Source organism: [Scytonema hofmanni] UTEX 2349 (assembly GCF_000582685.1).
In the GTDB taxonomy this organism is placed as follows: Bacteria; Cyanobacteriota; Cyanobacteriia; order Cyanobacteriales; family Nostocaceae; genus Hassallia; species Hassallia hofmanni.
The window spans coordinates 2,996,517-3,023,176 of sequence record NZ_KK073768.1 but is presented as its reverse complement, the minus strand read 5'-3'; the positions used below and the strand labels follow the sequence as shown (position 1 = coordinate 3,023,176).

The following is a 26,660-nucleotide window of genomic DNA, read 5'->3' as shown; positions in this document are numbered from 1 at the left end:
GCCAATCTTGATTAAAATGTATCTTATTCACTTTCTAGTTAAGTAGGTAAACATAATTAATTACACAATGTCCGAAGCGAATGTAGCAAAGCGAAATGTTCGCGGAGCGTCTCCGACAGGAGAAGCAATCCCAGCACTTGCGATTGCTTCCTTGCGTCGCAATGACTGTAATTAATTTTGTTTGGTTACTTAGGTTTTCCAGAGAATTTACTGTTTAAATAACAGAATCTAATAATACTATCACAGGGTAGCTTTTCACTTTCCCCCCTAAAAATAAGAGTTTGCAGTCAGCAATTCCCAATTCAAATTTTGACAGTGGGTACAGTCTACCTTGAGGATAAAGAGCGATCGCTCACACCATCACCAAACAAATTTTTTTCAAAAAAGGTTGAGATGAACATTTGGTAAGTGTTAGCGTCTAAATGGTGACACAGGAGTTGAACGGATTTACCAAAGTATGAAGCGTTTTATCAGCCTTGCCTTAATATCTACCATTCTCGCACCTTATGGTGCGAGCGCTACACCACCCAGAAACCCAGACAAAACTGTAAATTGTGAAATCTTGGTTGTTGGTGGTGGATTATCTGGGGTTGCGACAGCTTACGAAGCTTTACTCGCTGGTCGCACAGTTTGTCAGACAGAAATTACCGATTGGTTGGGGGGACAAATTTCTTCTCAAGGAACATCTGCGTTAGATGAACGTCCAACGCAACGTGCTAAACAATTCTATTCTCGCGGTTATCTCGAATTGCGAAACCGGATTGAGAAGAAATATGGCAAACTTAACCCTGGTAACTGCTGGGTAAGCGATTCTTGCTTTCTTCCCCGTGATGGACATGAAATCCTCACTTCTCTGCTCAAAGATGCGGAAAAACGCGGTAAAGGCAAGTTACAATTTTTTCCCAACACCGTAATTAAGGATTTGGAACTTAGTAGCGATCGCAAAATCATTAATAGTGCGATCGCGATCGAACACAAACCAACTGGTTCTACACCGCTCAACACTTATACTTTATCTCAAAGCATCGAAGACGCTTATCGCTACGAAAATACATCTAAGTTCACTAAAAACATCATTCGCTTCGTCCCCAAGCAAAGAAGTAAACCTGGTAACAATGCACCTAACTGGTACGTTGTAGACACCAGCGAAACCGGCGAAATTATTGCTCTTGCTGATGTTCCTTACCGTTTGGGTATTGACGATCGCACTTACTTAGAGCCTTCTTCCTCTAGTGCCACAAATGACCAATATTGTACTCAAGGCTTTACCTACACCTTTGCAATGGAGGCAACCAAAGACCCGCAACCGCAAACAATGCCTTCATTTTATCAGCAATATTCCCCATATTACAGTTATGAATTAAAGCGTTTAGCAAGCTTTCCCTTAGTTTTTACCTATCGTCGCATCTGGAGTCCCCAACCGGGAGAAGCTGGACAATTTGGCGGAGTCAAGTTTACAAATCCCGCACCTGGGGACATCTCCATGCAAAACTGGACTTGGGGTAACGATTATCGCCCAGGAACCGCCCAAGATAATTTAATCTATTCGCGTCAACAATTGCAAGCTAGCGGGCAGTTGCAGCCAGGAGGTTGGCTGGGTGGATTGCGGACAGACGCTTTACGCAAAGCTGAAGAAAATGCCCTTGGATATTATTACTGGTTAGTAGCCGGGACGACAGATTCGCAATTAGGAGATGGGACGAAACAGCCGCAACCCAATAACCGCTTTCTTTCTGGGCTAAATTCCCCGATGGGGACAGTGCATGGTTTATCGAAATATCCTTACATGCGGGAAGGACGAAGAATTATCGGGCGTCCTAGTTGGGGACAACCCGCAGGCTTTACAATTTGGGAAATCGATATTTCTCGCCGCGATTACAGCGATCCGTATTACGCAACAACACTGGGAGATAAAGAGTATCGTCGGTTACGAGCAGCACTTTCAGGTTTAGAAGCTGCTTCAGTACTTTCCGGACAAACCCCCGCACAAAACGCTATGCGGCGGACTCGTTCAACAATTTTCCCTGATGCTATAGGTATCGGTCACTACGCGATAGATTTCCATCCCTGCATGGTGAACAGTCCAGCCGAAGCACCCGGTAATAAAGAACGTGAGGGTGAAAGACGCGGCGCCGGACAAGCTTATCCCTTCCAAATAGCCCTGAGAGCGATGATTCCCCAGAAAATCGACAATTTGCTAGTTGGGGGCAAAAGTATTGCCACCAGCCACATTGCTGCCGCTGCATATCGAGTACACTCATTTGAATGGTCGGCTGGTGCAGCTGCGGGAACTATTACTGCCTTTGCTTTGAAAAATGCGATCGCACCTTACCAACTAGTAGACAATTTGCCGCAACCAGAACCGCAACTCGAAGCCGTCAAACGTCTCTTACAACAAAATGGCAATCCCACTGCTTTCCCCGATACCTCAATTTTTAATGAAAATTGGGAAGATTGGAAGTGATTGGTTGCTTGATGGTTGATGGTTGTTAGTTGATAGAGGACTCATATTTGATTTTTCAAAAGATACGTAGGGTGTTGCACACCCTTGTATCTTACAACAATTATATTTTCTTTATTAAACTTAACAAATCAGCAAGTAACTAAACATAAACATAACTACGCAATCTAATTTATTGAGTTACAGAGAAGCAAGCATAGCTAAAATAATTTGAATTTTCCCCTATGATACTTACTCACTGCTGTTGTTGAAGTTTTAGGCAAGTAAGTCTTCATGATTGTGGTTCATTAAGGAAATCAGAAATTTTTGTATTATTTTATACTTAAATTTCTGAAATAATGCCGTATTTATTCTTGTAGGCTGATTTGAATCATTTAGTGGTTGTAGAATTACTTATTTTCATAATTTAACCATATACTTATGCTTCTAAGGGGTGCTACAGATAAAAGACAAGTAGCTTTAAACTAAAGTCATAAAACTTGCTTTTGAATCGGCTGGTGGTTCTCTTGTGACCATACAGTCCGCGAACGACACAAGAAACCTCCTTTCTTGGCACTGGAGTAAAAATATTTTTAGGGTGCTATTTCCAATAAATTCCTATTTACAGTTTTTGAACTAATGAGTCTATCTAGTTCTTTTACGGATTTTTCCTTAGCGGAATTGTTCCAATTGATTGACCAAGGGCGAAAATCAGGTTGCTTGAGTGTATGTACTTTACCAGACCTTCATGCTGCTGGATCTAAATCCCTACATTACTATATTTGGTTCCGCCAAGGGCGTATTGTGGCTGCGGCTAATCGCTTAAATGGTCAGGAATTAGTATCTAAGATAATTAAAAGGAAGTGGTGTAACCCGCAAAGAGAAAATATTTCTAGAAGTGCTACAGGAACACCTTTGGGTTTAGAGTTTAAAACTGAAGGATTGCTGAGTGCGGAACAACTTAACTTATTATTTGCCAGTCAACTGCAACAAGTTCGGGAACTGTTTGAAATTCAAACTGGTGTATTTAAACTTGATAGCAAGGCTACTTTACCTTGGACAGAAATGACAGGATTAAGCCTAAGAGCAACTGAAGTAGCACTGATGGCTTTGAGAGCATTGAAAAACTGGGAAGTATTAGCTGATGTGCTTCCAGATATCAGTTCTGGTATTAATAGTATTACACAAAACAAACCACAATTTCGCTTGAATCCTTTCGAGTGGCAAGTGTGGGAGTTTGCAAATGGAACTGTTGATTTAAGTGCGATCGCTTTTCAACTCAATCAACCTACACTAAGAGTTCAGCAAGCTGCTTTTCGACTAATGCTTGCAGGTTTGGTAGAAGAAATTTCTTTCCACCAATGTACACCTGAACTAAATAATTACCCGATGGATGAAACTCAAGTAAACCCCTCTATTTGTGGGCAAACAAAAGTCCCAGAACCAAACATGCTGAAGCTAAGTACAGCATTTTTACAAAATTTAGTCGGCTTTTTAAGGAGTAAAGCTTAATGGAAATCCTACGCATAGTAATTACAGGTGGCGTAGGTGCAGGAAAAACAAGTTTGATTCGCACAATTAGTGAAATTGATGTTGTTGACACGGACAAGAAAGTTACCGATGAATTAGCAGAACTGAAAGCTAAAACTACAGTAGCTATGGACTTTGGGCAGATAACCATAGCAGCCAATCAATCACTGCATCTTTATGGGACACCAGGACAAACGCGATTTGACTTTATGTGGGACATCCTAATTAGTAAAGCTCAAGCTTACATCCTGTTAGTAGCTGCACACCGTCCCGATCATTTCCGTTATGGTCGCAAAATTTTCAAATTTATGAATGAAAGGGTGCAAATTCCTTATTTAATTGGGGTGACTCATACTGATTGCGCGGATGCTTGGGAATTAGAAGATGTAGCGTTAGCTTTGGGCTTTGTGGATGAATCTACTCGACCCCCTTTCATAGCTGTAAATGCTACCGAAATAGCTTCAATAAAAGAAGCATTAATGGCGATCGTTTTAGAATTAGCCAAATCTCGCTAGCATCAACTTTAACAAACAAAGTAAATGCAAAAAAAAGAATGCCAAAAGTAAAAAAGGACTCTTGCTTTTGTTAGCGTTTTCCTTTTAACTTTACCTTGGTAGTAAATTATCGAAACCTATGTCATGGAAATAACTCTATTGCAATAAGCAGTTTACCGCTTATGCCTCTAGGCAAAATCCTGAAGCTATTGGCAGAGGCATTTCAGAAAACGCCTACTAAGTCTGTAAATGCATCAAAATTGCCAATAACGGAGAATACGACCTTACCAACAACTACCGAAAATACTGAAACATTACCCCTAATTACAAAATCTCCGTCACCAATAAGTACGGAAAAAACGGAAAATGCATCAAAATTGCCAATAACTGAGAATACGACCTTACCGACAACTACCGAAAATACTGAAACATTACCCCTAATTACAAAATCTCTGTCACCAATAAGTACGGAAAACACGGAAGTAGATTTACCAATAATTTTGGAGAAAAAAGTCATGATTAACACTTCGATGCTACAAGACGAACTGCAAAACTTTGTCAGCGGCACCTCTGAGGTTCAAGGCGCAGCTTTAGTCAGTCCTGATGGGTTGGCTTTAGCTTCGGTTTTACCAGGAGGTATGGACGACGAACGTACCGCCGCAATGTCTGCATCTATGCTTTCTTTGGGTGAACGCATCGGACGCGAACTAGCTCGCGGTAACGTTGAGCGGATTGTGGTGGAAGGTGAGAAAGGTTATGGAGTTTTGGTTGGCTGTAGTGGTGACGCTGTTTTATTAGTTCTGGCTAATGCATCAGTCAAACAAGGCTTGTTGTTTCTAGAAATCAAACGAGCCGTTAGCAGAATAGCACCTTTGCTTGGTTAGCTAATGACACAAAGCAACCCGTATTCAGATTTGTGGATTGCCGATTTTCTCTCTTAAGTTGCCATGATTAATTTACAACTAATTTGTAACTTTAATTGCAACAACATAAAAGAAAAAATGAGGAAAGTTTTCTTAGATTGAATCTGATGATTTATCAGGTCTGGGTCTACTGTAATCAAAAAAGTTGGTTTTTATTAATCTTAGGAGAAACGCAATAATGGCTTTAGAACCACACTCCTTTATGTCCACAATGGAAAAGCGTATGGGCTTTACAGATGAGGACAAAGCTCTACTAAAATCTGAGGCAAGCTGGGGAGTAGAAATTGCTCCAGAGATGGCAGACCACTTTTATGCTTATCTTGGGCGCGACCCAGAAATGGATGAGATTTTACACGCTAGTGAAGGGCGGATTCATCGTTTGCGGGAAACGTTTATTGAGTGGTTTTATGAGATGTTTACAGGCATGGATGAGTGGGGAAATGACTATGCCGATCGCCGTTGGAAAATTGGTCTAATTCACGTCCGCATCGGCATTGGACCTCAGCATGTTGTGCCAGCGATGGCAACGGTAATTCATCAGGTAGGTAAACGCTTAAAAAATGATGGTAAAAGCGAAGACCTCAAAGAGTCTCTTGCCCGAATTTGCATGATTGATTTGGCTTTTATTGAGCAAGCTTATGTAGTAGTTTCTTCGACGGCTGTACTTAATGAAACTGGCTGGTCAGAGGCTTTATTTAGGCGCTTAATTGCTAGTGGTGCAAAAGCGATGTAACACAGCACTCAATACGGTTCGGTTAAGGGAAATTGTAGAAATTGTAGGTTGGGTTGAACGAAGTGAAACCCAACAAAGCCTTGGAAATGTTGGGTTTCGTTCCTCAACCCAACCTACAAATTTTTGTTTTTTTAGCTTAACCGAACCGTATTGACACAGCACTTAGTCCTCAGGCTGAAAACCTGAGGCTATACAAATAAAAAAATAATTTGTAGAAGAATCTTTTATGTTACGCCCAACACTTGGAGATTTCAGCAGTATAGTTTGTTTCAAATCGGCAATTGTCGGCATGGAAGATGCTTTGGGTGAAAAAGCAACAGCGATCGCTTTAATTGCAGCCGGTCGCAGTCGTGGTAAACATTTAGCACAAGAGTTAGGTTTAGTCGCAAACTTGTCTCTAGACGATATTGCCTCAAAACTTAGGTTTGCTTTAGGTAAAGAAGGCACTTGTTTATGCATCATTAACCGTATCGAAGCTCAAGCAGATGTTATCAAAGTTTACACTTCGGAAACTTTATGTTCTGCCGGGGAAGCTTTAGGTTCAGACCGTAAATGTACTTACACCCTTGGGGCTGTTTGGGGAGTATTAGAGCAAACCCTTGGTAAGCGCTTGCAAGGAAAACACGTTGAATCTGTGCTTCGCGGTGGTGAGTACGATGTATTTGAGTTTACTCAATTGAATTGAGAATTGCTACAACTAACTACTATCCACTAACTATTTTTCATGTTGTTCGTAAGCAGCGACAATTCGTTGAACTAAAGCATGACGCACGACATCTTTTTGAGAAAATTCACAAAAGGAAATGCCTTGAACATCTTTTAAAATACGTAACGCTACCGTTAATCCAGATTCTTGGTGAGGTAACAAATCGGTTTGTGTTATGTCACCTGTAATTACCATCCGAGAATGAAACCCCAAACGAGTCAAAACCATCTTCATTTGAGATGGTGTGGTATTTTGAGCTTCGTCTACAATGATAAAAGCGTTATTGAGAGTGCGTCCCCGCATGTAGGCTAGGGGTGCAACTTCTATTACACCGCGTTCCATCAAATTCGGTACTTTTTCGGGATCGATAAATTCATTGATGGCGTCGTAGAGTGGACGGAGATAGGGATTTACTTTTTGTTGTAAGTCTCCAGGCAAAAAGCCGAGTTTTTCACCGGCTTCGACGGCAGGACGAGTTAAAATAAGTTTTTCAAATTCGTTGGACAGAAGTGCTTGCACAGCAACGACAACAGCGAGGAAAGTTTTGCCAGTACCAGCAGGACCGACGCAGAATGTCAAGTCTCGCTGACGTAGAGCGTTAATGTACTGTCGCTGACGAAAAGTTTTGGCACGGATTTCTTCTCCGCGACGAGTTCTGGCAAGAACATCTCGCTGCAACTCGTGTAATTCTTCTTCGCGATCGCTATCCAAAGCCTGACGAGCTGTTAAAATATCGGCGCTAGTGATGGTATTACCTTGAGTCCACAAATTTTCAAGCGATCGCACTAATCGACTAGCTAAATCAATTTGTTTTTCTGTACCAGCAATGTGTAATTCCTGTCCCCGTAGCACCAGGTTAGCTCCTGTTTGCCTGGATATGGTTTTGAGATTTTCTTCATGTTGTCCCGCTAGTGCGATCGCGCTCTCGATATTTTGCAGTTGAATTGGCAAGGCATCTACCTACTTATTTCTTAATGTGTGAGGAATTGTTCTTTTTGACATCCTCCTCAGCAATAATCGGAGTAAGGCTACTTAATTTAGGGTCGCATGGCAAGCCACACGACCTTAAATATAATTTTGGGGATAAATTACTTCCTAGTCGAAACTAGATCGGACGCGGGGTTTAACAATAGGTCTTGGTGAGTCGTTTCCTTCTCTTGGTCTCGATTTGGGTGCTGGTAATCGCTCTTCGGAGTCTTCATCAAAAGACATACCTTCTCGACCTTGGGCATTACTGCCGTAGATATCTAGGTATACTGATTGTCCAGCTGTTTCGGCGGCTGCGGCAATAACCGTGCGAATCGCCTGGATATTACGTCCTCCGCGACCAAACACTTTTCCTTTATCTGAACTGTCAAAGGCTATGCGAATCCAAATTCGTTTGAGGATGTGAGAAATTTCACAATCGACGCTCAAAGACTGCGGAGATTCCAAAAACGGCTGCACTAAAAACTTTACCAGCCTAACGTAGTCAGGACTGGCTGTCTTCGATTTTGTTTCGTCGTTATGATGCGGCTTTTGCACTGAGCTGTTCAAAAACATTAGCTTTTTGTAAGATGCTACGCACGGTGTCAGTTGGTTGAGCGCCTTGTTGCAGTCGCTTCACGATACCGTCAACATCGAGTCGGACTTCATCGGTTCTGGGGTTGTAGAATCCAAGTTCTTCTAGAGGACGACCATCGCGGCGAGCGAGGCTGTTAATAGCGACAATACGATAACTTACTTCCCGTTTTTTTCCGTATCGCTTCAAGCGCAGTTTAATCATGATTGAGAAAATATTCTCCTATGCGTGACCTATGAGTTTGTAGGTTGTTGATGTTGGAATGCTAATTTTAGCACTAGCCTAGCATTAACTGCCATGAGTCAATGGGGACTGGGGACTGGGGACTGGGGACTGGGGATTGGGGACAAGGGGGAATTACCCATGCCCATTGCCCCATGCCCCATATCCTAAAGATTACCAAAGCCTTTTTTCTTTTTATCCTTCTTTTTCTTTTTGGCAGTTGCAGCACCAGTATTATAACCTCGCCATCCTGGGGCGGGGGGACGATTGCCTGCTGGGTAGGGGTTGCCCATACCACCACCGCCGAACATACCGGGCATACCTGGGATACCACCACCTTGACCCATTTGTTGCATGAGCGATCGCATTTTTTGGAAATCAGCTACCAACTTACTCACATCGGGTTCTCTATAACCAGAACCACCCGCAATTCGCCGACGTCGGCTGGGAGAACTTGCCAACAAATCAGGATCGTGGCGTTCCTGTTTGGTCATAGAGTTAATCATTGCTTCACAACGCTTGAGTTGTGTTTCTCCCTGCTTTAGCTGATCGTCTGATAGCTTGTTCATCCCTGGAATCATCTTGATGATACCACCCAGCGATCCCATGTTTTTCAGCAGGCGCAGCTGTTTGAGAAAGTCAGTAAAATCGAACTTTGCGGATAAGATTTTCTCCTGCATTTTCTCGGCATCTGCCAAGTCGATTTCTTCTTGAGCCTTTTCTACCAGCGTCAGAACATCGCCCATTCCCAGAATTCGCGATGCCATCCGCTCAGGGTAAAATGGTTGGAGAGCCTCGACTTTTTCACCCACACCGACAAACTTAATCGGTGCCCCGGAAATTTGCCGCACTGATAAAGCCGCACCACCACGGCTATCGCCATCAAGTTTGGTGAGAATCGCTCCAGTAATGCCGATTTGCTCGTGGAAGGTGCGGGTGAGATTTGCCGCTTCTTGACCGGTCATTGAGTCCACCACCAAGAGCGTTTCGTGTGGTTGGACTACTTCTTTGATGCGGGCTAACTCTCCCATCATCTCTTCATCGATTTGCAAGCGACCCGCAGTATCGATAATCACTGTATCAACACCTTCGGCTCGACCGCGTTCGATACCTTGACGGGCAATTTCTACTGGATCGGCATCGCTTCCCAGTTCAAAGACTGGCACGTCAATTTGCTTACCCAGTGTTATCAACTGGTCAATAGCTGCTGGACGATACACGTCTGTTGCCACCATTAAGCAGCTACGTTCTAATTTACGTAAATGTAAAGCTAACTTAGCTGTGGCTGTGGTTTTACCAGTTCCCTGCAACCCAGCCATCAGCACAACGGTGGGCGATTTTTCAGCTTGTGCTAAGGGAACATTCACATCCCCCATCACCTGCACCAGCTCATCGTAAACAATTTTAATGAACTGTTGGTCAGGTCGCACGCCAGCAGTTACCTCGGCTCCCTGAGCTTTTTCCTCGACTCCGGCAATAAAATCTTTGACTACCTGAAGATTGACATCTGCTTCCAACAAAGCGCGACGCACTTCTTTCAAGGCGTCTTGAATATTGGATTGGGAAATCTTGTCCTGTCCTCGCAGTTTCTTCCAGGCAGCTTCTAAACGGTCAGATAGAGCATCAAACATAATTTGGTTACAGGTAATTAGCCGACAAGGAAGCTAGCAATAGTGTTTGGGTGCCACTGTTTAACTTCCGGTATTTTCAGGTGCTATTTACCAGCTTAGTGGTTTTCATTCCGTCTGTAGCTACCGAATACCTAGTACCCCGCACTCCCCCAACTTTAAAGGGGAATGGGGATTTGAAGAGGGGGAATGGGGAAAAAAAAAGAATTATTACCAATGCCCAATGCCCAATGCCCGATGCCCAAAGTAATGTAACATTTCTATATCACAATATATGTTGAGTTATGATTAATACAATTTATGGATTTCCTAACAACAGACATTTCCAGTAGTAAGTGCGATCGCTCTCCCCCACTTTTGAATTTATCCAAGCACCAAATGACCCAGCCAAAGTTTCAGATATTTAATAAGTGTCATAAATTATACACGTAAATAAAATAATTTATACATTAAAAATGATACATTATTTTGAGGATTAGAAATTTATCAATCAATTGAGGATGCGATCGCCTTATATATTCTTATCAAAATTCCCTAATTAATCCACCACTGCATGACTGATAAAAACTTCTCTAGTTTTCATACGTCTAACAAAATGCTTTGGTTATGCCACGTTATGTCAGCAAGAGTGCATCATATCGTCTAATTTCCTATTTTGCCTTAGAGTGTTCCAAAAAATAAATGATCCAAAACCCGTCATTGCGTTCGCGTTAGCGTGCGCGGAGCGCTCACGAAACGAAGTATAGCGTAGCAATCGCAAAGACGCTGCTTTGAACATTACACTTTGCTCCATTGGCTTCGGACAATTGGGCATTTTTTTACTTGGAGTACTCTTAGGACTTGCGGACTGAATCACTGATAAATTCTGGGCTAATTAAACTAAATTGTAAAAACAACAAGGAAAGTATTTAAGGATGACTCTAACTAATCGTAAAAATAGTACTTTTTCTCAAAAAGCGAAAGCAGAAATCATTTCATTGCTCAAGCCGATTATTATTCTGGCTGCTATAGGTCTTATAGTGATGCTGCTGACCAACGGTAAACCACCAGCACTTGTGGTTGGTTTGAGCTTTGGCTTAATTGCTTGCTTTGTAAGCATAAGCCAACAGAAGCGGCTTTTGCAAAACTCTAAATTGACATCTCAAACTGACAATTTATCAGCAGTTAACCTCAACGATGCGGAAATTAAAAAGCTATCAGTTCATCAAGATTTGCTACAAAAATTAGTTGATAAAGTATCTGAAGAACAATTAAACAAAGCTCACTTTATCCTTGTTAACCTCAGCAATGCCAGCCTCAATAATATCATCCTTGATGATGTATATTTCATTGGTACTAATCTTAGGAATGCTCAGTTAGTAAATGCCAGCTTTTTAAATGGCAACTTCTGCGGTGCTAACCTCAGCAATGCAAATCTCAGTAGTGCCAACCTCAGCAGTGCCAATCTCAGCAGTGCAAATCTCAGCAATGCAAATCTCAGCAATGCAAATCTCAACAATGCCAACCTCAGCAGTGCCAACCTCAACAATGCTCATTTAATGGGTGCCAACCTCAGCAATGCCAACCTTAGCGATGCCAACTTCAACAATGCTCATTTAATGAGTGCCAACCTTAGTGGTGTCTATTTATGGAATGGCAAGTTGAACGATGCTCAATTAATCGGTGCGAACTTCAGCAATGCTTACATGAACAGTGCCAAGTTGAAAAATGCCAATCTCAGCAGTGCCGATCTCAAAAATGCTAAACTGAGCAATGCCAAACTTAAGGATGCTAACCTCAGCAATGCCGACTTGAGAGGGGCAGACCTCAGCAGTGCTAATTTGAAGAATACTAACTTTAGTGATGCTAATCTCAAAGATGCAAATTTATGTGGCGCTAATTTAGAGGATGCGAACTTAAATAATGCTGACTTGAGAAATGCTGATTTGAGAAATGCCAACTTCAATAATGTGAAAGTCGAGAAAACTCACTTTGGATATAATCAAAGCTTTTCTGAAGAGATGAAGCTAGAGTTAAAGCTTTTAGGGGCAATTTTTGAGGGTAATTGGTAACAGTTGACACTATATGGTGGAAGGTTGTATGACTAGCAAAACTTTGATTCAGCCAGAAGAAATAATTCACTTATCTGGTATTAGTTGGCAAACTTATGAAACTTTGCTGGCAGAACTTAATCATAGTAGGCGCCTGCGACTTACTTACAATCGTGGCAATCTAGAAATCATGGCACCTTCTCCTGAACATGAAATTTACAAAAAGACAATGGGTCGATTTGTGGAAACCCTAAAATAGTTGTTAGGTAGAGACGTTCCGCCGGAACGTCTGTACGGGAGTTAGGAGTTAAAGGGTTATTTTTTTAGCAATAACTACTATTCACCAACCACTATCCACTAACAAACAACCAAATCCTCTACAGCGCTGGCTTTATTTGGCAATGCAGCTGTTAAAACTTCACTGCCTTCTGTTGTAACTAAAACATCATCTTCAATGCGGATTCCCCGTACATCGGCAAATTGAGATAAACGCTCCCAATTGACGATTTGATGATACTTTGAGCGCAGGTTAGCATCATTTAAAATCGCAGGGACTTGATAAAAACCAGGTTCGATTGTAACTAACATTCCGGGACGGAGGGGACGATTTAAACGTAGGTAGCTTAAACCAAAGCGATCGCTTCTTTCTCTTTCCTCTTCATACCCAGCTAAATCCCCCAAGTCTTCCATATCATGCACATCCAAACCCAGCAAATGACCGATTCCGTGGGGGAAAAACAGCGCGTGAGCATCCATTTCTACTAAGTCTTCCGGATTTCCTTTGAAAATGCCTAAATTTACTAAACCTTCAGCAATGACGGTGCAAGCTAGTAAATGAATATCTTCATACTCTACACCAGGGCGCATTTTGGCAATGCACGCATCATGAGCCGCCAATACTACATCATAAATATCTCTTTGGGTAGATGAAAATTTTCCCGATACAGCCCAAGTGCGAGTGACGTCAGCTGCCCAACCCATTTCAGTTTCCGCACCGACATCAGCAAGTACTAAATCACCAGGTTGCAAAGAATGGTGATAGTGTTCATTATGCAGAACTTCGCCATGAACGGTGACAATACTGTTGTAGGAAGTAGTCATGTTATGTGCTATAATCACTGCTTCCATCGCTGCCCGCACTTCGGCTTCTATTTTGCCGTTAGTTGTAGCACGCATACCAGCTTTGTGCGCTTCGACGGTAACAGCAGCGGCTTTTCTTAACTCGCTTAATGCAGTATCGTCGTGGGTAAGTCGTACTGTAACAATTGCTTTGGCTAACTCTAAGTCAATTCCGGCTGGCTGAATTTGCGGTAAAACTAATCTATCCAATAGTTGCGACTGCTGAGTCCAAGTAGCAGCATCTTGCACAGCAATTGTTGCCGCACCTTTTATTGATAATTCTAATTCCACCATTGGTTTAGCAACATCCGCGCCAATTTTTTGGGCGATTTCTTCACGAAAAGGCGTTTCTCCATGCCATAAAGCGCTACTAGGTTTAGGATCGTCCATGAATAGTTCTAACTTCCCAGTTTCTAAGCGAATTACCGCGTTTGGCAAGGGAAGTCCCGCAAAATAGAGGAAATGACTGCTAGCGCGAAAAGGAAAGACATTTGCTGGAAAGTTACGCGGACTGGTGTTTCCTGACCAAAGAATTGCGGGAAAATCAATTAGGCTGGCTAGTTTTTGTCTTCGCTGCCGTAGAGTATCGACGAGGGAGTTAGAAGTGTTTTGTATCAGCATTGGGAAATGGGCATTGGGCAATGGGCATTGGGCATTAGACATCGATCGCTCTTTTATGATGCGTTATCTGAAACCCTTGTAGAGACGTAGCAGTGCTACGTCTTTACACTCATTTTCACTCCTATGTTTATTGGGCAATGGGCATTGGGCATTGGGTATGGAGAATTGGTAATAATTCTTTTCCTAATCCCCAGTCCCTAATTTTTGTTGTCGTCTTTATCGTCGTCTCTGTCGTCATCTTTGTCGTCGTCATCTTTGTCGTCATCTTTGTCGTCGTCATCTTTGTCGTCATCTTTGTCGTCATCTTTGTCGTTGTTAGACCGGATAGGCTTTTGGTTAGTCTGATTGTTGTACTGAGCATATTGTTGATTTTGTTGCTGGGTTTCAGTCTGTGGCTTTGGTTCGTCGTTACCGCAGCTGACTAACCCCGCAGAAGTTAGCGCGGTTGTTATAGCAGCAAGGATGTTGGCGATCGCCTTGCCTCTAATTGCGGATTTAATGGACAAAAGTGGAAAACGCATAAATATATCCGTCGTTACGATGAATTAATTTACAGTACTACGTCACGTTCTTGTTGTTATCTAACTATCGACAAGGATCTCAACGAGTGAATTTGTCACAATAGTTAAATGAACTTATTTCTCAGGTAAAAAAATGTCTGCTAAAAATCAAGCTAAATTGGACAATACGCCAACTGGCGATTGGTCGATTGAGCAATTGCCGGGATTAAGTCAGGAAGAACTAGCCCAACTCCAAAATTGCGGTATCTTTACCACAAAAGCGCTGTTTCAACAAGGAAATAGTTTGCAATCTAAGGTAGCGCTGGCAAATAAATTACAAGTTCATCTTCAGTATGTAAATAAGTGGGTGGCTTTGGCGGATTTGGCTCGGATTCCCAGTGTGGGGACGCAGTATTGCGGATTATTGCTTCATGCAGGTATAGGTTCGGTGGCACAGTTGGCAGAAACTCCCACCCACAGATTGCATCAACAAATTATGCGCTTGCAGGTAGCAACCATGCAGCGAAGAGATTTATGTCCGGCGATCGAGTTAGTTCAACAATGGTGTCAGCAAGCAAAAACAGTTTTGCGTAATTGATTATACTGCAAATGTTTCTTGGGCAAAGGCAATTTTTTCTTGAACTCCTGAGAGTTTGGGCAAAGCACTATCAATGGCTTCAAGTCGATGAATAAGCCCTTCTCGATTGGCAATTTGAATTGAAAGACCGGGACGAGCGTTTATTTCTAGTAACAGCGGTCCTTTTTCTTCGTCTAAAACAATGTCAACGCCGAGATAGCCAAACTCTGTTTTGTCGCCTAACTTGGCAGCTATTTCTAATATAGTTTGCCAGTGGGGAATTTGGCGATCGCGCAACGAATGTTTCGTTTCCGGATGATTATCAATGTAGCTGTTTCTCTGAATACCCGCCAGCGTCTTACCAGTCGATAAATCAATACCCACACCCACACCACCTCTATGTAAATTAGCCTTACCATCAGAAGCCCGTGTGGGGAGACGCAACATTGCCATTGCCGGAACTCCGCGATAAACAATTACTCGAATATCCGGAACTCCTTGATAAGCAATTTCAGCAAACACAGGATCGAATTGCACCGCATATTCAATAATCGCTTGATCGGTTTGTCCTCCTAACGAAAACATGCCGCTGAGAATATTGTAAATGTGATATTGTAAGTCTCCGGGTTTGAGAATTGAACCGCTAGCTTTGCGATAGCCCTCATCTGTTACATCACTAATCACTACAATCCCATCCCCACCGCTACCACGAGCAGGTTTAACAACAAAGGATTTGTGTTGTTTAATAATATTTGATAAGTTTCTCACCTCACCTTGGAATGAAATAACTCCATAAGTTTCTGGAACCGGCACACCAATAGTTTGAGTAATTTTTTTCGTCTCTAGTTTATTGTCCGCATAGCGATATAGCTGACGCGGATTGCTAGCAAAGATGTAGTCTAAGTTGCGAGCATTAATTCCTAAAATGCCGCTACGCCGAAGTGAAGATGAAAGCATACCAGCTTATACCTGTGTTTGATTTAACTGTCGTTGTAATGACCTAAATCGAAAATATTCAATTAGTTTGTAGCCGTTGTAGCGTCCGACAAGAATATTCAAAGCTAAAACTAACAGCAATAGTTCCGGGAAGGCAAATGCTAAATGCTGCACGTAGTCATTAATGATGCAGAAATACCCAATTGTGGCTGCTAAAAGGCTACCGAGTCCGGCAATTATGGTTTCTTTTGCTCCTTCTTCTTCCCATGTCACTGCTGCCCGTTCGATTGTCATCGCCAGAATCACAATTGGGAACAAAGAAATTGACAAGCCCAGCCTAATATTAAAATGTTCCATTACAATTGCCAGAGCAGCCATTATTAAGACGGTTGCTGTTAAAATTGCGGCGAGTCGAGGCACAATTAAAAGCTGCAATCTATTCAAATAGGCACGAATCAAAAGCCCGATAATTACAACTAAAATAAACAGCGGAACGCCAACAATCAGTCCAGTTTGGCGGAAGGAAAGGGCAATTAATATTGGTGTGAATGTCCCAAAGGTTTGCAATCCAATTATCTGGTGCAAAATGGAAATAACTAAAGCACCAATTGGAACTAAGACAAGTACCTGAAAGACTCGCTGATTTGCTAGTGGCAGGTTGAACAAGGAGTAGTCTAAAAGTGGATTTAAGCCTTTTTCATCTTGCAAAATTGCGCTTGTCAGTCCTTTGTCAGTGTTGGGTTTAACAACGACTTCTAAAGCGATATTGTTTACACCTTTGGCTTGTAAGACACGATCTGAACCGTACCACCATGTTAGATAGCGGTCTTGCTCTCTAAAGCTATAGTCGATGGGATCGAAGGCTAACCAGCGATCGCCTACTTGAATTTCTAGCCACTGAATAAAGTCGGTGGAATATACTTCTTCACTTCTCAGCAAAATACCGTTACCAACTCGTGCCGGAATGTTGGTTTTATTCAACAAAAATGCGGCTAATTCTGGGGTAGATTCTTGATTTCTCAAGTTTCTTCTGATAGCTTGAACTCGAATGTCATCTTTCAAAAGAGATATTTGATAGATTTTATTGGCTAAAGATTGGCGATCGGTTGATTGACTTTTAGCCTCATTCAACAGCGCGTTAATTTCTGCACTTGGCGAATTTTCCTTGAGATTATCTTCAACTCTAGCGGTATTTTCGCCAAATCTTACAAGTTCTTGATCGACCAATCGGCGTCCGGAAATTGGAACTACTTCGGTTCCTGCTGTAGCGGTATCTTTCCGGCGAATTATTGCTCGGTAAAATATAAACTTATTATTAGCGTCATCCTGCCTACTAAATACAGCTATTCTATTTAATGAATTCTCCAAGGTTTTGATTTTACGTTCAAATCTTCCATCCGTAAAATCTTCACTATCAATTCTGTACCGTTGAGATTCTTGGGGAAGATAAAGTTGAATGCTTGTTGACTTTGCCTCTTCTTCTGAAGGCAGTAATGATTGCTGAGAATTCAACGATAACTTTGCTTCAACGTACCAACTTCTATAAGCTTGGTTGGGAAACAATGGTACATCTGAATTAGAAAGTTTATGGAAAAAGATTGCTAGTCCAATCGCTGTTAAAAATAATGCTAACAGCAAAGCGCGAAAAGTCCGATTCACTATTGTGCCTCCTGAGTTGCACATGATGGTTGTGCAGTGAACGTTGCAGATGAATCAACAGCCAACTTGCCTTCTTTTAGCATGTTGCGTCCGATTAAAACTGGATAGTTAAAATCTTGTCTATCTGCAAGGTTTACTTCCTCTTCAATCCATCGACCCGCAATACAGAATTTCATTCCTACGACCGGACGACGTATATCAGCACCTTCGCGACTTTTAATTTGCACCCATCGCACAATCGGACGCTCAAAAACCTCTCCGTTTTTCTTTCCATCCCTAAATCTAAATTTAATCATTCCACCAGATTCTGATTTGTTATCTGGCTTTTCTAAAATTTCGGCATTTATAGAGGTTGTTGTCGCACCTGTATCAAGCTTTGCTTTAACTTCTTTCTCAACACCAGGAATTATTACTTTTTCTACCCACCCGACAGTTTTTGTTTCTTGTTCTGAGGAATTAACGGCTTGAGTCTTTTGCAAACTGCATCCCGCTCCAAATAACAAAGTAATAAATATGACAAAGAAAATTGCTTTGCTGGGATACGGCGTATCCAATTTAAATCTATTTTTCATGATCGCTAACCATCTATACTGAACAAAATTCTATTTATAAGTAAAAGTACTTTACTATATTTGTTAATACTATCGATCTAAAGGTAGATTTGTTACGTTTTATCAGAATATATTTGAGATTGCGGAACGAAAAATATGTTAAATATAATAAAAAATACTTAATTTTAATGATAAAAAATATTACAATTAAGTTTGAATTAAAATTTGCATAAAAAACTATACCAAAATAATGATTTAAAGGATTTTTAGATAATTAGTGAATTGAAAAGTAAATTAAGCAAATAAAGAGTTATGAATTTAATTTAACTCCTAACTCCTCACTTTTAATTCCTCACTCTTTCACCAGGACTCCATTAAGAAATATATCAGCGAGTCCTTCTGCCATTTGTTGCATTTCTTGAGGAGAGGCATCAGGTTGCATTAAGGTATTATTGGAAAAGCCTGCGATCGCAAACATTCCTAAAAAAACTTTGGCAACCAGTTTAGCATTCGTTTGGCGATAGATGCCTTTATCCATCGCACTTTGAAAGAAAGCTTCAGCAACATCGCTCATTTTATCAATGACTTCTAATTGAATGCGATCGCGTAAATCTGGGTGAAACTGCGCTTCTAAAAAACAAACTCGCATCAAATCGACATTTTTGTGCATATTCCACATCCGCCGGCGCATCACTTGTGCGATCGCCTTATAACTGCCCATTTCACTCAATTCTGTCAGCAAATCTGTCAGAATCTCCACCCAGCCGTTAGTCGCTACCTCAATCAAAATCGCCTTTTTATTCGGAAAATGACGAAACAAGGTACCTTCAGCTACACTCGCTGCCTGGGCTAAATCGCGGGTAGTCGTACCGTCAAATCCCTGTGAAGCAAACAACCGAAGTGCTGCGCTTAAAATGCGGGTACGGGTTTGTGCCTCAGCAGGTGGGGAAGAATTAAAAACTCGCATAATATTTATGGTGATATCTCCGGAACAGGATTTGTAGCATTATTGTCTAATGTGAAGTATAAAAATCATAGAAAGCTTAATACAAGATTAACGCCTTGTTTTATTAGAGTATGGGGAATTGGGCATCGGGCATTGGGCATGGGGCATTGGCAATAATTCTTTCCCTCTCTTCAAATTCCCCAGTCCCCAATCCCCAGTCCCTAATCCCTAATCCCTAATCCCCAGTCCCTTTATTTTCCTTATGAAGCAGCTTAGTTACTTCTCACCAATTGTAGATTTTAGCTTTTTCTCAAGCTTGAGAATACCCATTCGTCGGCTAGTTGTAACCCTTATTTTGCCAATATTCTTTTGTTGGGGGTTGTTACCTGAAATTGCTTTCGCTAAAACGCAAACCCCACCACCTCCAACTTCGATTCAACCTTATTTAGATCGAGTAATTAAGGAATTGACGGAGTTTCGTCTTGATAATGGCATGAAGTTCATTGTCTTAGAACGCCATCAAGCGCCTGTAGTTTCTTTTCTAACTTACGCTGATGTCGGTGGTGTGGATGAGCCAAATGGAAAAACAGGCGTAGCGCACTTTCTGGAGCATTTGGCATTTAAGGGGACAACGATTCTTGGTACAAAAGACTACAAAGCAGAAAAACCTTTACTAGACCGTTTGGATCAGTTAGCTAGCCAAATTAAAACAGCGAAAGCTGGTGGTAAACAAGATGAAGTTGCTAAGTTATCTGCTGAGTTTAAAAATTTGGAAGCACAAGCAGCCAAATTAGTCAAGCAAAACGAGTTGGGGCAAATTGTCCAACAGTCGGGAGGTGTTGGTTTAAATGCGAATACTTCCACAGAAGCCACTCGCTATTTTTACAGTTTTCCTTCTAACAAGTTGGAATTGTGGATGTCTTTGGAATCTGACAGATTTCTCGATCCTGTATTTCGCGAGTTTTATAAAGAAAAAGATGTAATTTTAGAAGAACGCCGTTTGCGGGTGGAAAATTCTCCTATCGGCTTGATGGTGGAGAAATTTAACGATACTGCTTTTAAAGTACATCCTTACAGGCGTCCGGTAATTGGTTATGATGAGGATATCCGCAACCTAACACGGGAAGATGTGCGGAAGTTTTTCGATGCGTACTATGTACCGAGCAATTTAGCGATCGCCATTGTTGGAGATGTTAAACCAAATCAGGTGAAACAACTGGCGCAAACTTACTTTGGACGCTTTAAGGCTAAACCCAAAGCACAAACGCAAGTCCCCGTGGAACCGGAGCAAAAGCAAACGCGGGAAGTTATTTTAGAATTACGTTCACAACCTTTGTATTTAGAAGGTTATCACCGTCCGGCAATTACTCATCCAGATAATGCAGTTTATGACATTATTAGCAGTTTGTTGAGTAGTGGGCGCACGTCGCGCTTATATAAGTCTTTGGTAGAACAACAACGTTTGGCGCTGACTGCTCAAGGTTTCAGTGGATTTCCGGGAGATAAGTATCCGAATTTGATGTTGTTCTATGCTCTCACGGCTCCGGGTCACAATGTTGATGAGGTGGCGATCGCTTTAAGAAAGGAAATTGACTCTTTGAAAACTCAGCCTGTTTCACCTTCTGAGTTGGATCGAGTGAAGACGCAAGCTCGTGCGGGTTTGTTGCGATCGCTTGATTCTAATATGGGTATGGCGCAGCAATTGTTGGAATATGAGGTGAAAACTGGTTCTTGGCGCAATTTGTTTAAGCAGTTGGATCAAATTGCGGCTGTGACTCCTGCGGATATTCAACGGGTAGCGAGGGAAAGTTTTACACCGGAAAATCGCACTGTTGGTAAGTTGTTGTCGAAGAAGTAGAGACGACGATTTATCGCGTCTGTGTTTTGTACGCGTAACACCCAAGAATTTCGTGCCTGAACGTGTAGGGTAATAACCGCAACATCACGAAGAAATGAGAAACGAACCGCCAAGACGCCAAGAAGGAATGGAGAGAGATATGTATAAGGTAAGGGGTCAGAGGAAGAGGATAATTTTGTATTCGTTGGTGCTTTGTTTTACTCTGTTGCTTGTGGGAATGTTTGATTTTGCTGTGGCAGCGACGGGAGCGAAGCCTTATACTGAGTTGCGGTTTGCACCTTTACCTGAGGTGAAGTTGCCGAAGTACGATCGCTTTGTGCTGCAAAATGGGATGATTGTATATTTGATGGAGGATCGCGAGCTGCCGTTGGTGAGTGGTAGTGCTTTGGTGCGTACTGGCGATCGCTTTGAGCCGGCTGATAAGATCGGGTTGGCTGATTTTACTGGGGATGTGATGCGAACAGGAGGAACTCGCAAGCATACTCCCGATCAGCTAAATCAGATATTGGAACAACGGGCAGCTTCGGTGGAAACTGGTATTGGTGAGACTTCGGCTGCTGCTGGTTTTGAGTCGCTTACTGAAGATTTAGAAACGGTGTTTGGGCTGTTTGCCCAAGTGCTGCGAGAGCCGATGTTTGCTGCTGATAAACTGGAGTTGTCGAAGACGCAGGAGAAAGGTAGTATCGCTAGACGCAATGATGATCCTGATGATATTGCCAGTCGGGAATTTAGTAAATTGATTTATGGCAAGGATAGCCCTTATGCCAGAACGACGGAGTATGCAACGATAGATAAGATTAAGCGTGAGGATTTGATTCAGTTTTATCAGCAATATTTCTACCCGAATAATATGATTTTGGGGATTGCTGGCGATTTTGATTCTAAGAAGATGCGCGAACTTGTTCAAGCTAAGTTTGGTGATTGGAAGGCTAACCCCAATTTGCCTAAACTTCAGTTACCTGTGGTGAAGCAAGCTAAAACAGGTGGTGTGTTTTTTGTCAATCAGCCACAATTGACTCAGAGTAACATTCTCATCGGGCATTTGGGGGGACAGTTCAACAGTCCCGATTATCCGGCGTTGGATGTGTTGGATGGGGTGTTAAATGGATTTGGGGGACGCTTGTTTAATGAAGTGCGATCGCGTCAAGGTTTAGCTTATTCTGTTTACGGTTCCTGGAGTCCCAGCTACGATTATCCTGGGTTATTCATTGCTGGGGGACAAACGCGATCGGATGCTACTGTACAGTTTGTTAAAGCTATGCAAACTCAAATTAAGCGCATTCAAGCTGAAAAAGTCACTCCCCAGGAATTGGCTTTTGCTAAAGAGTCTACACTCAACTCGTTTGTTTTCAATTTTCAAGACCCGAAACAGACTTTATCACGTTTGATGCGCTACGAATATTACGGCTATCCGGCTGATTTTCTGTTCCGCTATCAAAAAGCTGTAGCTGCAACCACAGTTGATGATGTGCAACGGGTAGCGCAGAAATATCTCAAGCCAGAAAATATGGTGACACTGGTAGTCGGGAATCAAAGTGCTATTAACCCTCCATTGACTCAGTTAGCAGCACAGGTGACTGCGATCGATGTGACAATTCCCGGTTCACCACAACCGCAAGTGCAGAATTAATTACATCATATCCGACAAATTGTAAAGACGTTCCGCCGGAACGTCTCTACTAGTAATATTACAGTGTCTTCACACTAAACTATTGTTAAATTTATGGAAAGATGAAATCATTTTATGAAAATTTTACACAATTATATGGAGTCTTGTTTTAGTATATTTACGTAAGGATTTTTTTCTAACTGCATTACCGTTTTTTGGGTGCAAAGACGATTAAATTATTTCTCAACAACAAATTTACTTTAGAAATTTCCGAAAAAGAATGTAGAGACGTAGCAGTGCTACGTCTAATTAAGGGTTTCTGGATAAAGCATATTTAAATTCGGTAGATGTATGTTTGATATCATGTCCGTTTAATTAACAGTAATAAAAACGTCGCAACCGTCGTAGAGACGTTCCTTTCGTAACGTCTTTACTTTACATCATAAGTAATTTTCCGGACATGATATGAAGGATGATTCATAAAGAATTTTTCCAGGTAATTCTGCTTGGCAAAATTACCGCTTTGAATGCGTAACTACGACTGAATTGTAACCAACGTAAAAAGTAACTAGGAAAGCAATGTATGAAAAAATACATAAAATTCTGTAAGCGCGTCTTGTTATTAGCTACGCCGGCGATCGCCAGTTCAATGTTAGCAATTTCACCCAGTAAAGCTGCTACATTTGCTTCTTCTCAAGGACAATTCATCTTTACACAATTCAGTCAAAGCCCTACAGCAACTTCAACTAATACTGACACAGAAACCCTTGTTATTGGTATCGGTAACGGTATGGCAACTGCATTTGCTGAAGCCGAAGCAGCTTTTATCGTTTCTCCACCAATAGCATTAAATTCATCTTTAAGCATAGCCTTGGGTGAAGGTAGAGATTACTTAGGATTAGCAAATAGCCAAGCTACAGTTATAGGTAACTTCGATGTTGATGCAAATACAAATTTTTCTTTTGACTTTTTAGGTAATTTAACGTTATTAACATCTATAGACAATCCTCCGGCAGAAAATGCTAGAGCTTTTGGAGATATATCTTTCGCTTTATTCGACACTAATAATAACAGTCTTTTAGACATTTTTAGCGTTGCCGGTAATTTAACTACGGAAGGCGATGAAGATTTTATTGGTGTTCAAAAAAGTGACAATGTTATCTTCATAAATAGAGGTAGCAATTTTAATTTTGGCGGTCAAGAAGAATTTATCACAGCTTCTTTTGCGGGTTCTTTACAGCGTTATTTTCCTAATCAAACAAATTTAACTTTAATCGAAGTCAAGCGAAATCAAGCTAGAGTTTCCGTACCTGAACCTTCAACTAATGTAGCTGCTATCTTAGTTGCTGGTGTTATTGGTGTGGCATTGAAACGTAAAAAAACTAGCCGATGGGGAAATTAGAAATTAAACTGGTGTGGAAAATGCGTTTTGATGTTTTTTCTCATCTTTTTGTTCATGCGAGTTAGCTAACAATACCTCAGCGATCGCTTGAGAAATCCCAAAGCCAGGACAATGTTCCATCCAGAAAAATTCACCCACAGGATTAATCTCAAGGAATATATGCCGACCGTCAGGTGTTAAAATGATATCAATTGCTCCATAATTTAAACCAAAGTGAGCCATTAGCTGAAGTAGCTTGTTCTCTACATCCTGGGGTAAATCGTAAGGTTGCCAAGCATTGAGTAAGGCTATTCCTTGTTTTCGCCAGTCGTAACGAGATAGTTGCAAACTTTGGGAATCAACCGCAGCAGTGAATATACGCTTACCCACAATAGTTGTCCGCAACTCCAGCGCTTTGGGTATTTTCTCTTGAAATGTCATTGGACACAAATCCAATCCATGCAAATTGTCTAAATCTGCATCTGTAACCGGATTAGTAAATACTACATGCTCTTGTCCTTTGCGATCGTAGATAGCAAAGGAAGAAAGCATTTTTGCAATCATACCCTCCTCGCACTCTTGGGAAAATTCCTTAACTGCTTGGGGATTATTTGTAATCAGCGTGCGTGGTATATCTAAACCTAGCATTCGTGCTACTTGTAGTTGTAGCTGTTTATTATCGGCAAGACGGATATTTGGCAATCTATCTAAGTGAAATCCCGGTATACTGGCAATCATACCCTGAATAGTAACACGAGATTCCTGCACCGAGGCTTGTCTTAGTTGCGAGTCCATTGTGATAGGAATTTTTGCAGCGATCGCAATTCGTCGATACCAAACTGCTGATACTTCGCTCAAGTCTAATTTTTTGTTTTCATCAATTAAAATTAGTTGCTGTTTTTCTTTACCGTAGTAGACATTTAGCTGTAGTTGAGTCGGAAATTTGTCTGTATCAAAACGAAAAGCTTTTCCTCCTTGTGCTGCGATCGCTTGCATTACTAGAGGAATGCTTTCGTTATCTTGGCTATGGGTAATTATTAAAACTGTCATGAGCAAAATGCATGATTTGAAATTAAATACTTTAGGGAAGTAAAGCCGAAGCGATCGCTTCCGAAATCGGATAATCCAAATCTCGCTCTAACATTCCCCATTCCCCTACAGGATTAACTTCTAAAAAGACATATTCTCCTGCTGGTGTGACGATAAAATCAAAGGCTCCAAAAAGTAGCCCAAACCTTCCCATAAACTCTTTGATCGCAAGTTTGACAGCAATCGGCAATTCGTAAGGCTGCCATACACAAGCTTCGTTTTTCGCACAACGCCAATCAAGGGTAGATGTATTATAAACAGATGCGTCTAGCGCTCCCACAAAGAAATTACCATTAACAAATACCACCCGCAATTCCCATTGTTTGGGTATTTCTTCTTGAAAAACCATCGGACAATAACGCAGTGTTTCCCCATCAAGCAAGTCTTCTTCTTTAACAGCACTGGTGTAAAAAAAGAAAGGGGAGCCTTTCATACTCATGGAAATAGGAGTTAACAGTTTAGTCACCATTTTCCCCTTCACCTCAGAGAAAAACTCCCTCACAGATTCAGCATTGTTGGTGACAAGAGTCCGAGGGATAATAAGACCAACCTCAGACGCTACCCGCAATTGATGTAGCTTGTTTTCCGCAACAGCAATTTGCTGTAAATTATCTACCCAACGCGCTTGACGCAAACTGTCCCAAAAACCATTTAAAGTTGCTAATGACTCCCTAGCGCACGCTGCTTGGAATTGAGGAGCCAATTCTGTATTCATCTGGGGAGCAAAGATCCGACGCATCCAAACTGCAACTACCTGATTGCTATCGATAGAATGTAGATGAAAAGATGCTTGATCGTATTCGAGTTTGTGACTGCTTTTATTGCCCAGTTGCTGTTTCAGTTTCACTTGTAGGGGAAATTTATCAGTGTCCAAGCGAAACGGTTGTCCGCCCCGTTTTGATACAGCTTGTGCTACTCTATCTATTGTGAAAAAATCACCACTGTGGGTGATTAATAAAACAACATCACGCGATAGGTGCATAAAAACATTTATTTTTGTAGTGAGCGCTTCAGCGCTCTCAAAATTGACAATTTTAGGTTTGACTACAAATCAATCAAAGCTTTATTCTATGGGAAAAGCGTGATCGTCACCATCTGATGGATACTTTTGTGTCACAGCATATTCATCAGCATCTGATGGATACTTTTTGGTGACAATTCCTCCACCCCAATCATACTTATCCCGGAACTTGTTAGTGACAATTCCTCCACCATGACCACCCTCTTCGTTGTCGGAGGGGTATTTTAGCGTCACAAATGTAATACCTCCTTCAACTGCTTCCATTTCTTCAGAGGACAAATCTTCGCAGAATTGCCCTTCTAAGTAACGAGCAAAGAATGGTACTTTTGAAGAATTAAAATCTGGCTTATGATTGTCAGACATGTGGATTGCTCCTTTAGGTCAATGTAAAAAGTGTATACTCCCTTCCCACTTTCAAATTACCTATTCTCTCTTTACCTCTTACCTTGGCATACTTGGCGACTTGGCGGTTAATTCATAGGTAATCTTTTGAATGCGTGAATGCGTGACTTCCGCCTTGCGGTAC

At 41.6% G+C, this 26,660-nt stretch carries 25 protein-coding genes; 12 read left to right on the top strand and 13 right to left on the bottom strand.

From position 1 onward, the window contains the following. The first annotated feature begins 457 nt into the window (after nucleotides 1-457). The 6 genes from TOL9009_RS0118435 (at nucleotide 458) to TOL9009_RS0118410 (ending at nucleotide 6,805) form a co-directional block, all read left to right on the top strand. On the top strand, nucleotides 458-2,464 hold the full coding sequence (locus tag TOL9009_RS0118435) for an FAD-dependent oxidoreductase (protein WP_029634093.1): 2,007 nt from the start codon (nucleotides 458-460) through the stop codon (nucleotides 2,462-2,464). A 615-nt stretch (nucleotides 2,465-3,079) separates the two neighbouring features. Beyond that, nucleotides 3,080-3,952 (top strand): DUF4388 domain-containing protein, encoded by an 873-nt coding sequence (locus TOL9009_RS0118430; RefSeq protein WP_029634092.1) that lies wholly within the window; start codon nucleotides 3,080-3,082, stop codon nucleotides 3,950-3,952. Next, complete coding sequence (locus tag TOL9009_RS0118425) at nucleotides 3,952-4,485, top strand: GTP-binding protein (protein WP_029634091.1); 534 nt, start codon at nucleotides 3,952-3,954, stop codon at nucleotides 4,483-4,485. Before TOL9009_RS0118430 ends, TOL9009_RS0118425 begins: the two co-directional genes overlap by 1 nt. Nucleotides 4,486-4,646: 161 nt before the next feature. Further along, entirely contained in the window at nucleotides 4,647-5,348 is a 702-nt protein-coding gene (locus TOL9009_RS39680) for a roadblock/LC7 domain-containing protein (RefSeq protein ID WP_038296426.1), read from the top strand. A gap of 217 nt (nucleotides 5,349-5,565) precedes the next feature. Then, nucleotides 5,566-6,120 carry a protoglobin domain-containing protein gene (locus tag TOL9009_RS0118415; RefSeq protein WP_029634089.1) on the top strand — a complete coding sequence of 185 codons (555 nt, stop codon included), beginning with the start codon at nucleotides 5,566-5,568 and terminating at the stop codon, nucleotides 6,118-6,120. A 226-nt stretch (nucleotides 6,121-6,346) separates the two neighbouring features. Next, nucleotides 6,347-6,805, top strand: a complete 459-nt coding sequence (locus tag TOL9009_RS0118410; RefSeq protein ID WP_029634088.1) for a hypothetical protein — start codon at nucleotides 6,347-6,349, stop codon at nucleotides 6,803-6,805. Between the two features lie 30 nt (nucleotides 6,806-6,835). On the opposite strand, the gene TOL9009_RS0118405 is transcribed toward TOL9009_RS0118410, so the two are convergent. The 4 genes from TOL9009_RS0118405 to ffh all read right to left on the bottom strand — a co-directional run bounded on the left by TOL9009_RS0118405 (nucleotide 6,836) and on the right by ffh (nucleotide 10,240). Continuing rightward, nucleotides 6,836-7,777: a PhoH family protein gene (locus tag TOL9009_RS0118405; RefSeq protein WP_029634087.1), complete on the bottom strand. Its 942-nt coding sequence runs from the start codon at nucleotides 7,775-7,777 to the stop codon at nucleotides 6,836-6,838. Between the two features lie 144 nt (nucleotides 7,778-7,921). After that, nucleotides 7,922-8,368, bottom strand: a complete 447-nt coding sequence (locus tag TOL9009_RS0118400) for a KH domain-containing protein (protein ID WP_029634086.1) — start codon at nucleotides 8,366-8,368, stop codon at nucleotides 7,922-7,924. After that, on the bottom strand, nucleotides 8,331-8,591 hold the full coding sequence (gene rpsP / locus TOL9009_RS0118395; RefSeq protein WP_029634085.1) for a 30S ribosomal protein S16: 261 nt from the start codon (nucleotides 8,589-8,591) through the stop codon (nucleotides 8,331-8,333). The genes TOL9009_RS0118400 and rpsP overlap by 38 nt, the downstream gene beginning before the upstream one ends. A gap of 185 nt (nucleotides 8,592-8,776) precedes the next feature. Beyond that, a complete protein-coding gene (gene ffh, locus TOL9009_RS0118390) occupies nucleotides 8,777-10,240 on the bottom strand; it encodes a signal recognition particle protein (RefSeq protein WP_029634084.1) in 1,464 nt (487 codons plus the stop codon). A gap of 911 nt (nucleotides 10,241-11,151) precedes the next feature. On the opposite strand from ffh, the gene TOL9009_RS0118385 reads away from it, so the two are divergent. Further along, nucleotides 11,152-12,288 carry a pentapeptide repeat-containing protein gene (locus tag TOL9009_RS0118385; RefSeq protein ID WP_029634083.1) on the top strand — a complete coding sequence of 379 codons (1,137 nt, stop codon included), beginning with the start codon at nucleotides 11,152-11,154 and terminating at the stop codon, nucleotides 12,286-12,288. 28 nt (nucleotides 12,289-12,316) lie between these two features. Beyond that, entirely contained in the window at nucleotides 12,317-12,526 is a 210-nt protein-coding gene (locus TOL9009_RS0118380; RefSeq protein ID WP_038297291.1) for a hypothetical protein, read from the top strand. Nucleotides 12,527-12,624: 98 nt separating this feature from the next. On the opposite strand, the gene TOL9009_RS0118375 is transcribed toward TOL9009_RS0118380, so the two are convergent. Together TOL9009_RS0118375 and TOL9009_RS0118370 are read right to left on the bottom strand one after the other, a co-directional pair. Next, nucleotides 12,625-14,007, bottom strand: a complete 1,383-nt coding sequence (locus TOL9009_RS0118375) for an aminopeptidase P family protein (protein WP_029634081.1) — start codon at nucleotides 14,005-14,007, stop codon at nucleotides 12,625-12,627. Between the two features lie 197 nt (nucleotides 14,008-14,204). Then, nucleotides 14,205-14,528, bottom strand: coding sequence for a hypothetical protein (locus TOL9009_RS0118370; RefSeq protein ID WP_029634080.1), 324 nt, complete (start codon nucleotides 14,526-14,528; stop codon nucleotides 14,205-14,207). Between the two features lie 133 nt (nucleotides 14,529-14,661). Between TOL9009_RS0118370 and TOL9009_RS0118365 the strand changes: the two genes are divergently transcribed. Beyond that, entirely contained in the window at nucleotides 14,662-15,105 is a 444-nt protein-coding gene (locus TOL9009_RS0118365; protein ID WP_029634079.1) for a DUF4332 domain-containing protein, read from the top strand. On the opposite strand, the gene TOL9009_RS0118360 is transcribed toward TOL9009_RS0118365, so the two are convergent. The 4 genes from TOL9009_RS0118360 to TOL9009_RS0118345 form a co-directional block, all read right to left on the bottom strand. Further along, complete coding sequence (locus TOL9009_RS0118360) at nucleotides 15,106-16,041, bottom strand: alpha-L-glutamate ligase-like protein (RefSeq protein WP_029634078.1); 936 nt, start codon at nucleotides 16,039-16,041, stop codon at nucleotides 15,106-15,108. A 6-nt stretch (nucleotides 16,042-16,047) separates the two neighbouring features. Then, on the bottom strand, nucleotides 16,048-17,679 hold the full coding sequence (locus TOL9009_RS0118355; protein ID WP_029634077.1) for a UUP1 family membrane protein: 1,632 nt from the start codon (nucleotides 17,677-17,679) through the stop codon (nucleotides 16,048-16,050). Then, the gene (locus TOL9009_RS0118350) at nucleotides 17,679-18,251 is read right to left on the bottom strand and encodes an ATP-dependent zinc protease family protein (RefSeq protein ID WP_029634076.1); all 573 of its coding nucleotides are present in this window, start codon (nucleotides 18,249-18,251) and stop codon (nucleotides 17,679-17,681) included. Before TOL9009_RS0118350 ends, TOL9009_RS0118355 begins: the two co-directional genes overlap by 1 nt. A 331-nt stretch (nucleotides 18,252-18,582) precedes the next feature. Then, a complete protein-coding gene (locus TOL9009_RS0118345; protein WP_029634075.1) occupies nucleotides 18,583-19,197 on the bottom strand; it encodes a TetR/AcrR family transcriptional regulator in 615 nt (204 codons plus the stop codon). A 241-nt stretch (nucleotides 19,198-19,438) separates the two neighbouring features. Here TOL9009_RS0118345 and TOL9009_RS0118340 point away from each other — a divergent pair, with 241 nt between their 5' ends. The 3 genes from TOL9009_RS0118340 (at nucleotide 19,439) to TOL9009_RS0118330 (ending at nucleotide 24,045) form a co-directional block, all read left to right on the top strand. Beyond that, the gene (locus tag TOL9009_RS0118340; RefSeq protein WP_038296425.1) at nucleotides 19,439-21,034 is read left to right on the top strand and encodes a M16 family metallopeptidase; all 1,596 of its coding nucleotides are present in this window, start codon (nucleotides 19,439-19,441) and stop codon (nucleotides 21,032-21,034) included. Nucleotides 21,035-21,251: 217 nt separating this feature from the next. Continuing rightward, nucleotides 21,252-22,664, top strand: a complete 1,413-nt coding sequence (locus tag TOL9009_RS0118335; protein ID WP_398344928.1) for a M16 family metallopeptidase — start codon at nucleotides 21,252-21,254, stop codon at nucleotides 22,662-22,664. A gap of 562 nt (nucleotides 22,665-23,226) precedes the next feature. Then, the gene (locus TOL9009_RS0118330) at nucleotides 23,227-24,045 is read left to right on the top strand and encodes a hypothetical protein (protein ID WP_029634072.1); all 819 of its coding nucleotides are present in this window, start codon (nucleotides 23,227-23,229) and stop codon (nucleotides 24,043-24,045) included. 3 nt (nucleotides 24,046-24,048) lie between these two features. Here TOL9009_RS0118330 and TOL9009_RS39675 read toward each other — a convergent pair whose 3' ends face one another. From TOL9009_RS39675 to TOL9009_RS0118315, 3 genes are all read right to left on the bottom strand, one after another. Continuing rightward, nucleotides 24,049-25,074: an MvdD family ATP-grasp ribosomal peptide maturase gene (locus tag TOL9009_RS39675; protein WP_038296423.1), complete on the bottom strand. Its 1,026-nt coding sequence runs from the start codon at nucleotides 25,072-25,074 to the stop codon at nucleotides 24,049-24,051. A 31-nt stretch (nucleotides 25,075-25,105) separates the two neighbouring features. After that, a complete protein-coding gene (locus TOL9009_RS0118320; RefSeq protein WP_029634071.1) occupies nucleotides 25,106-26,095 on the bottom strand; it encodes an MvdC family ATP-grasp ribosomal peptide maturase in 990 nt (329 codons plus the stop codon). Between the two features lie 81 nt (nucleotides 26,096-26,176). Next, nucleotides 26,177-26,497, bottom strand: a complete 321-nt coding sequence (locus TOL9009_RS0118315) for a microviridin/marinostatin family tricyclic proteinase inhibitor (protein WP_029634070.1) — start codon at nucleotides 26,495-26,497, stop codon at nucleotides 26,177-26,179. Between the last annotated feature and the right edge of the window lie 163 nt (nucleotides 26,498-26,660).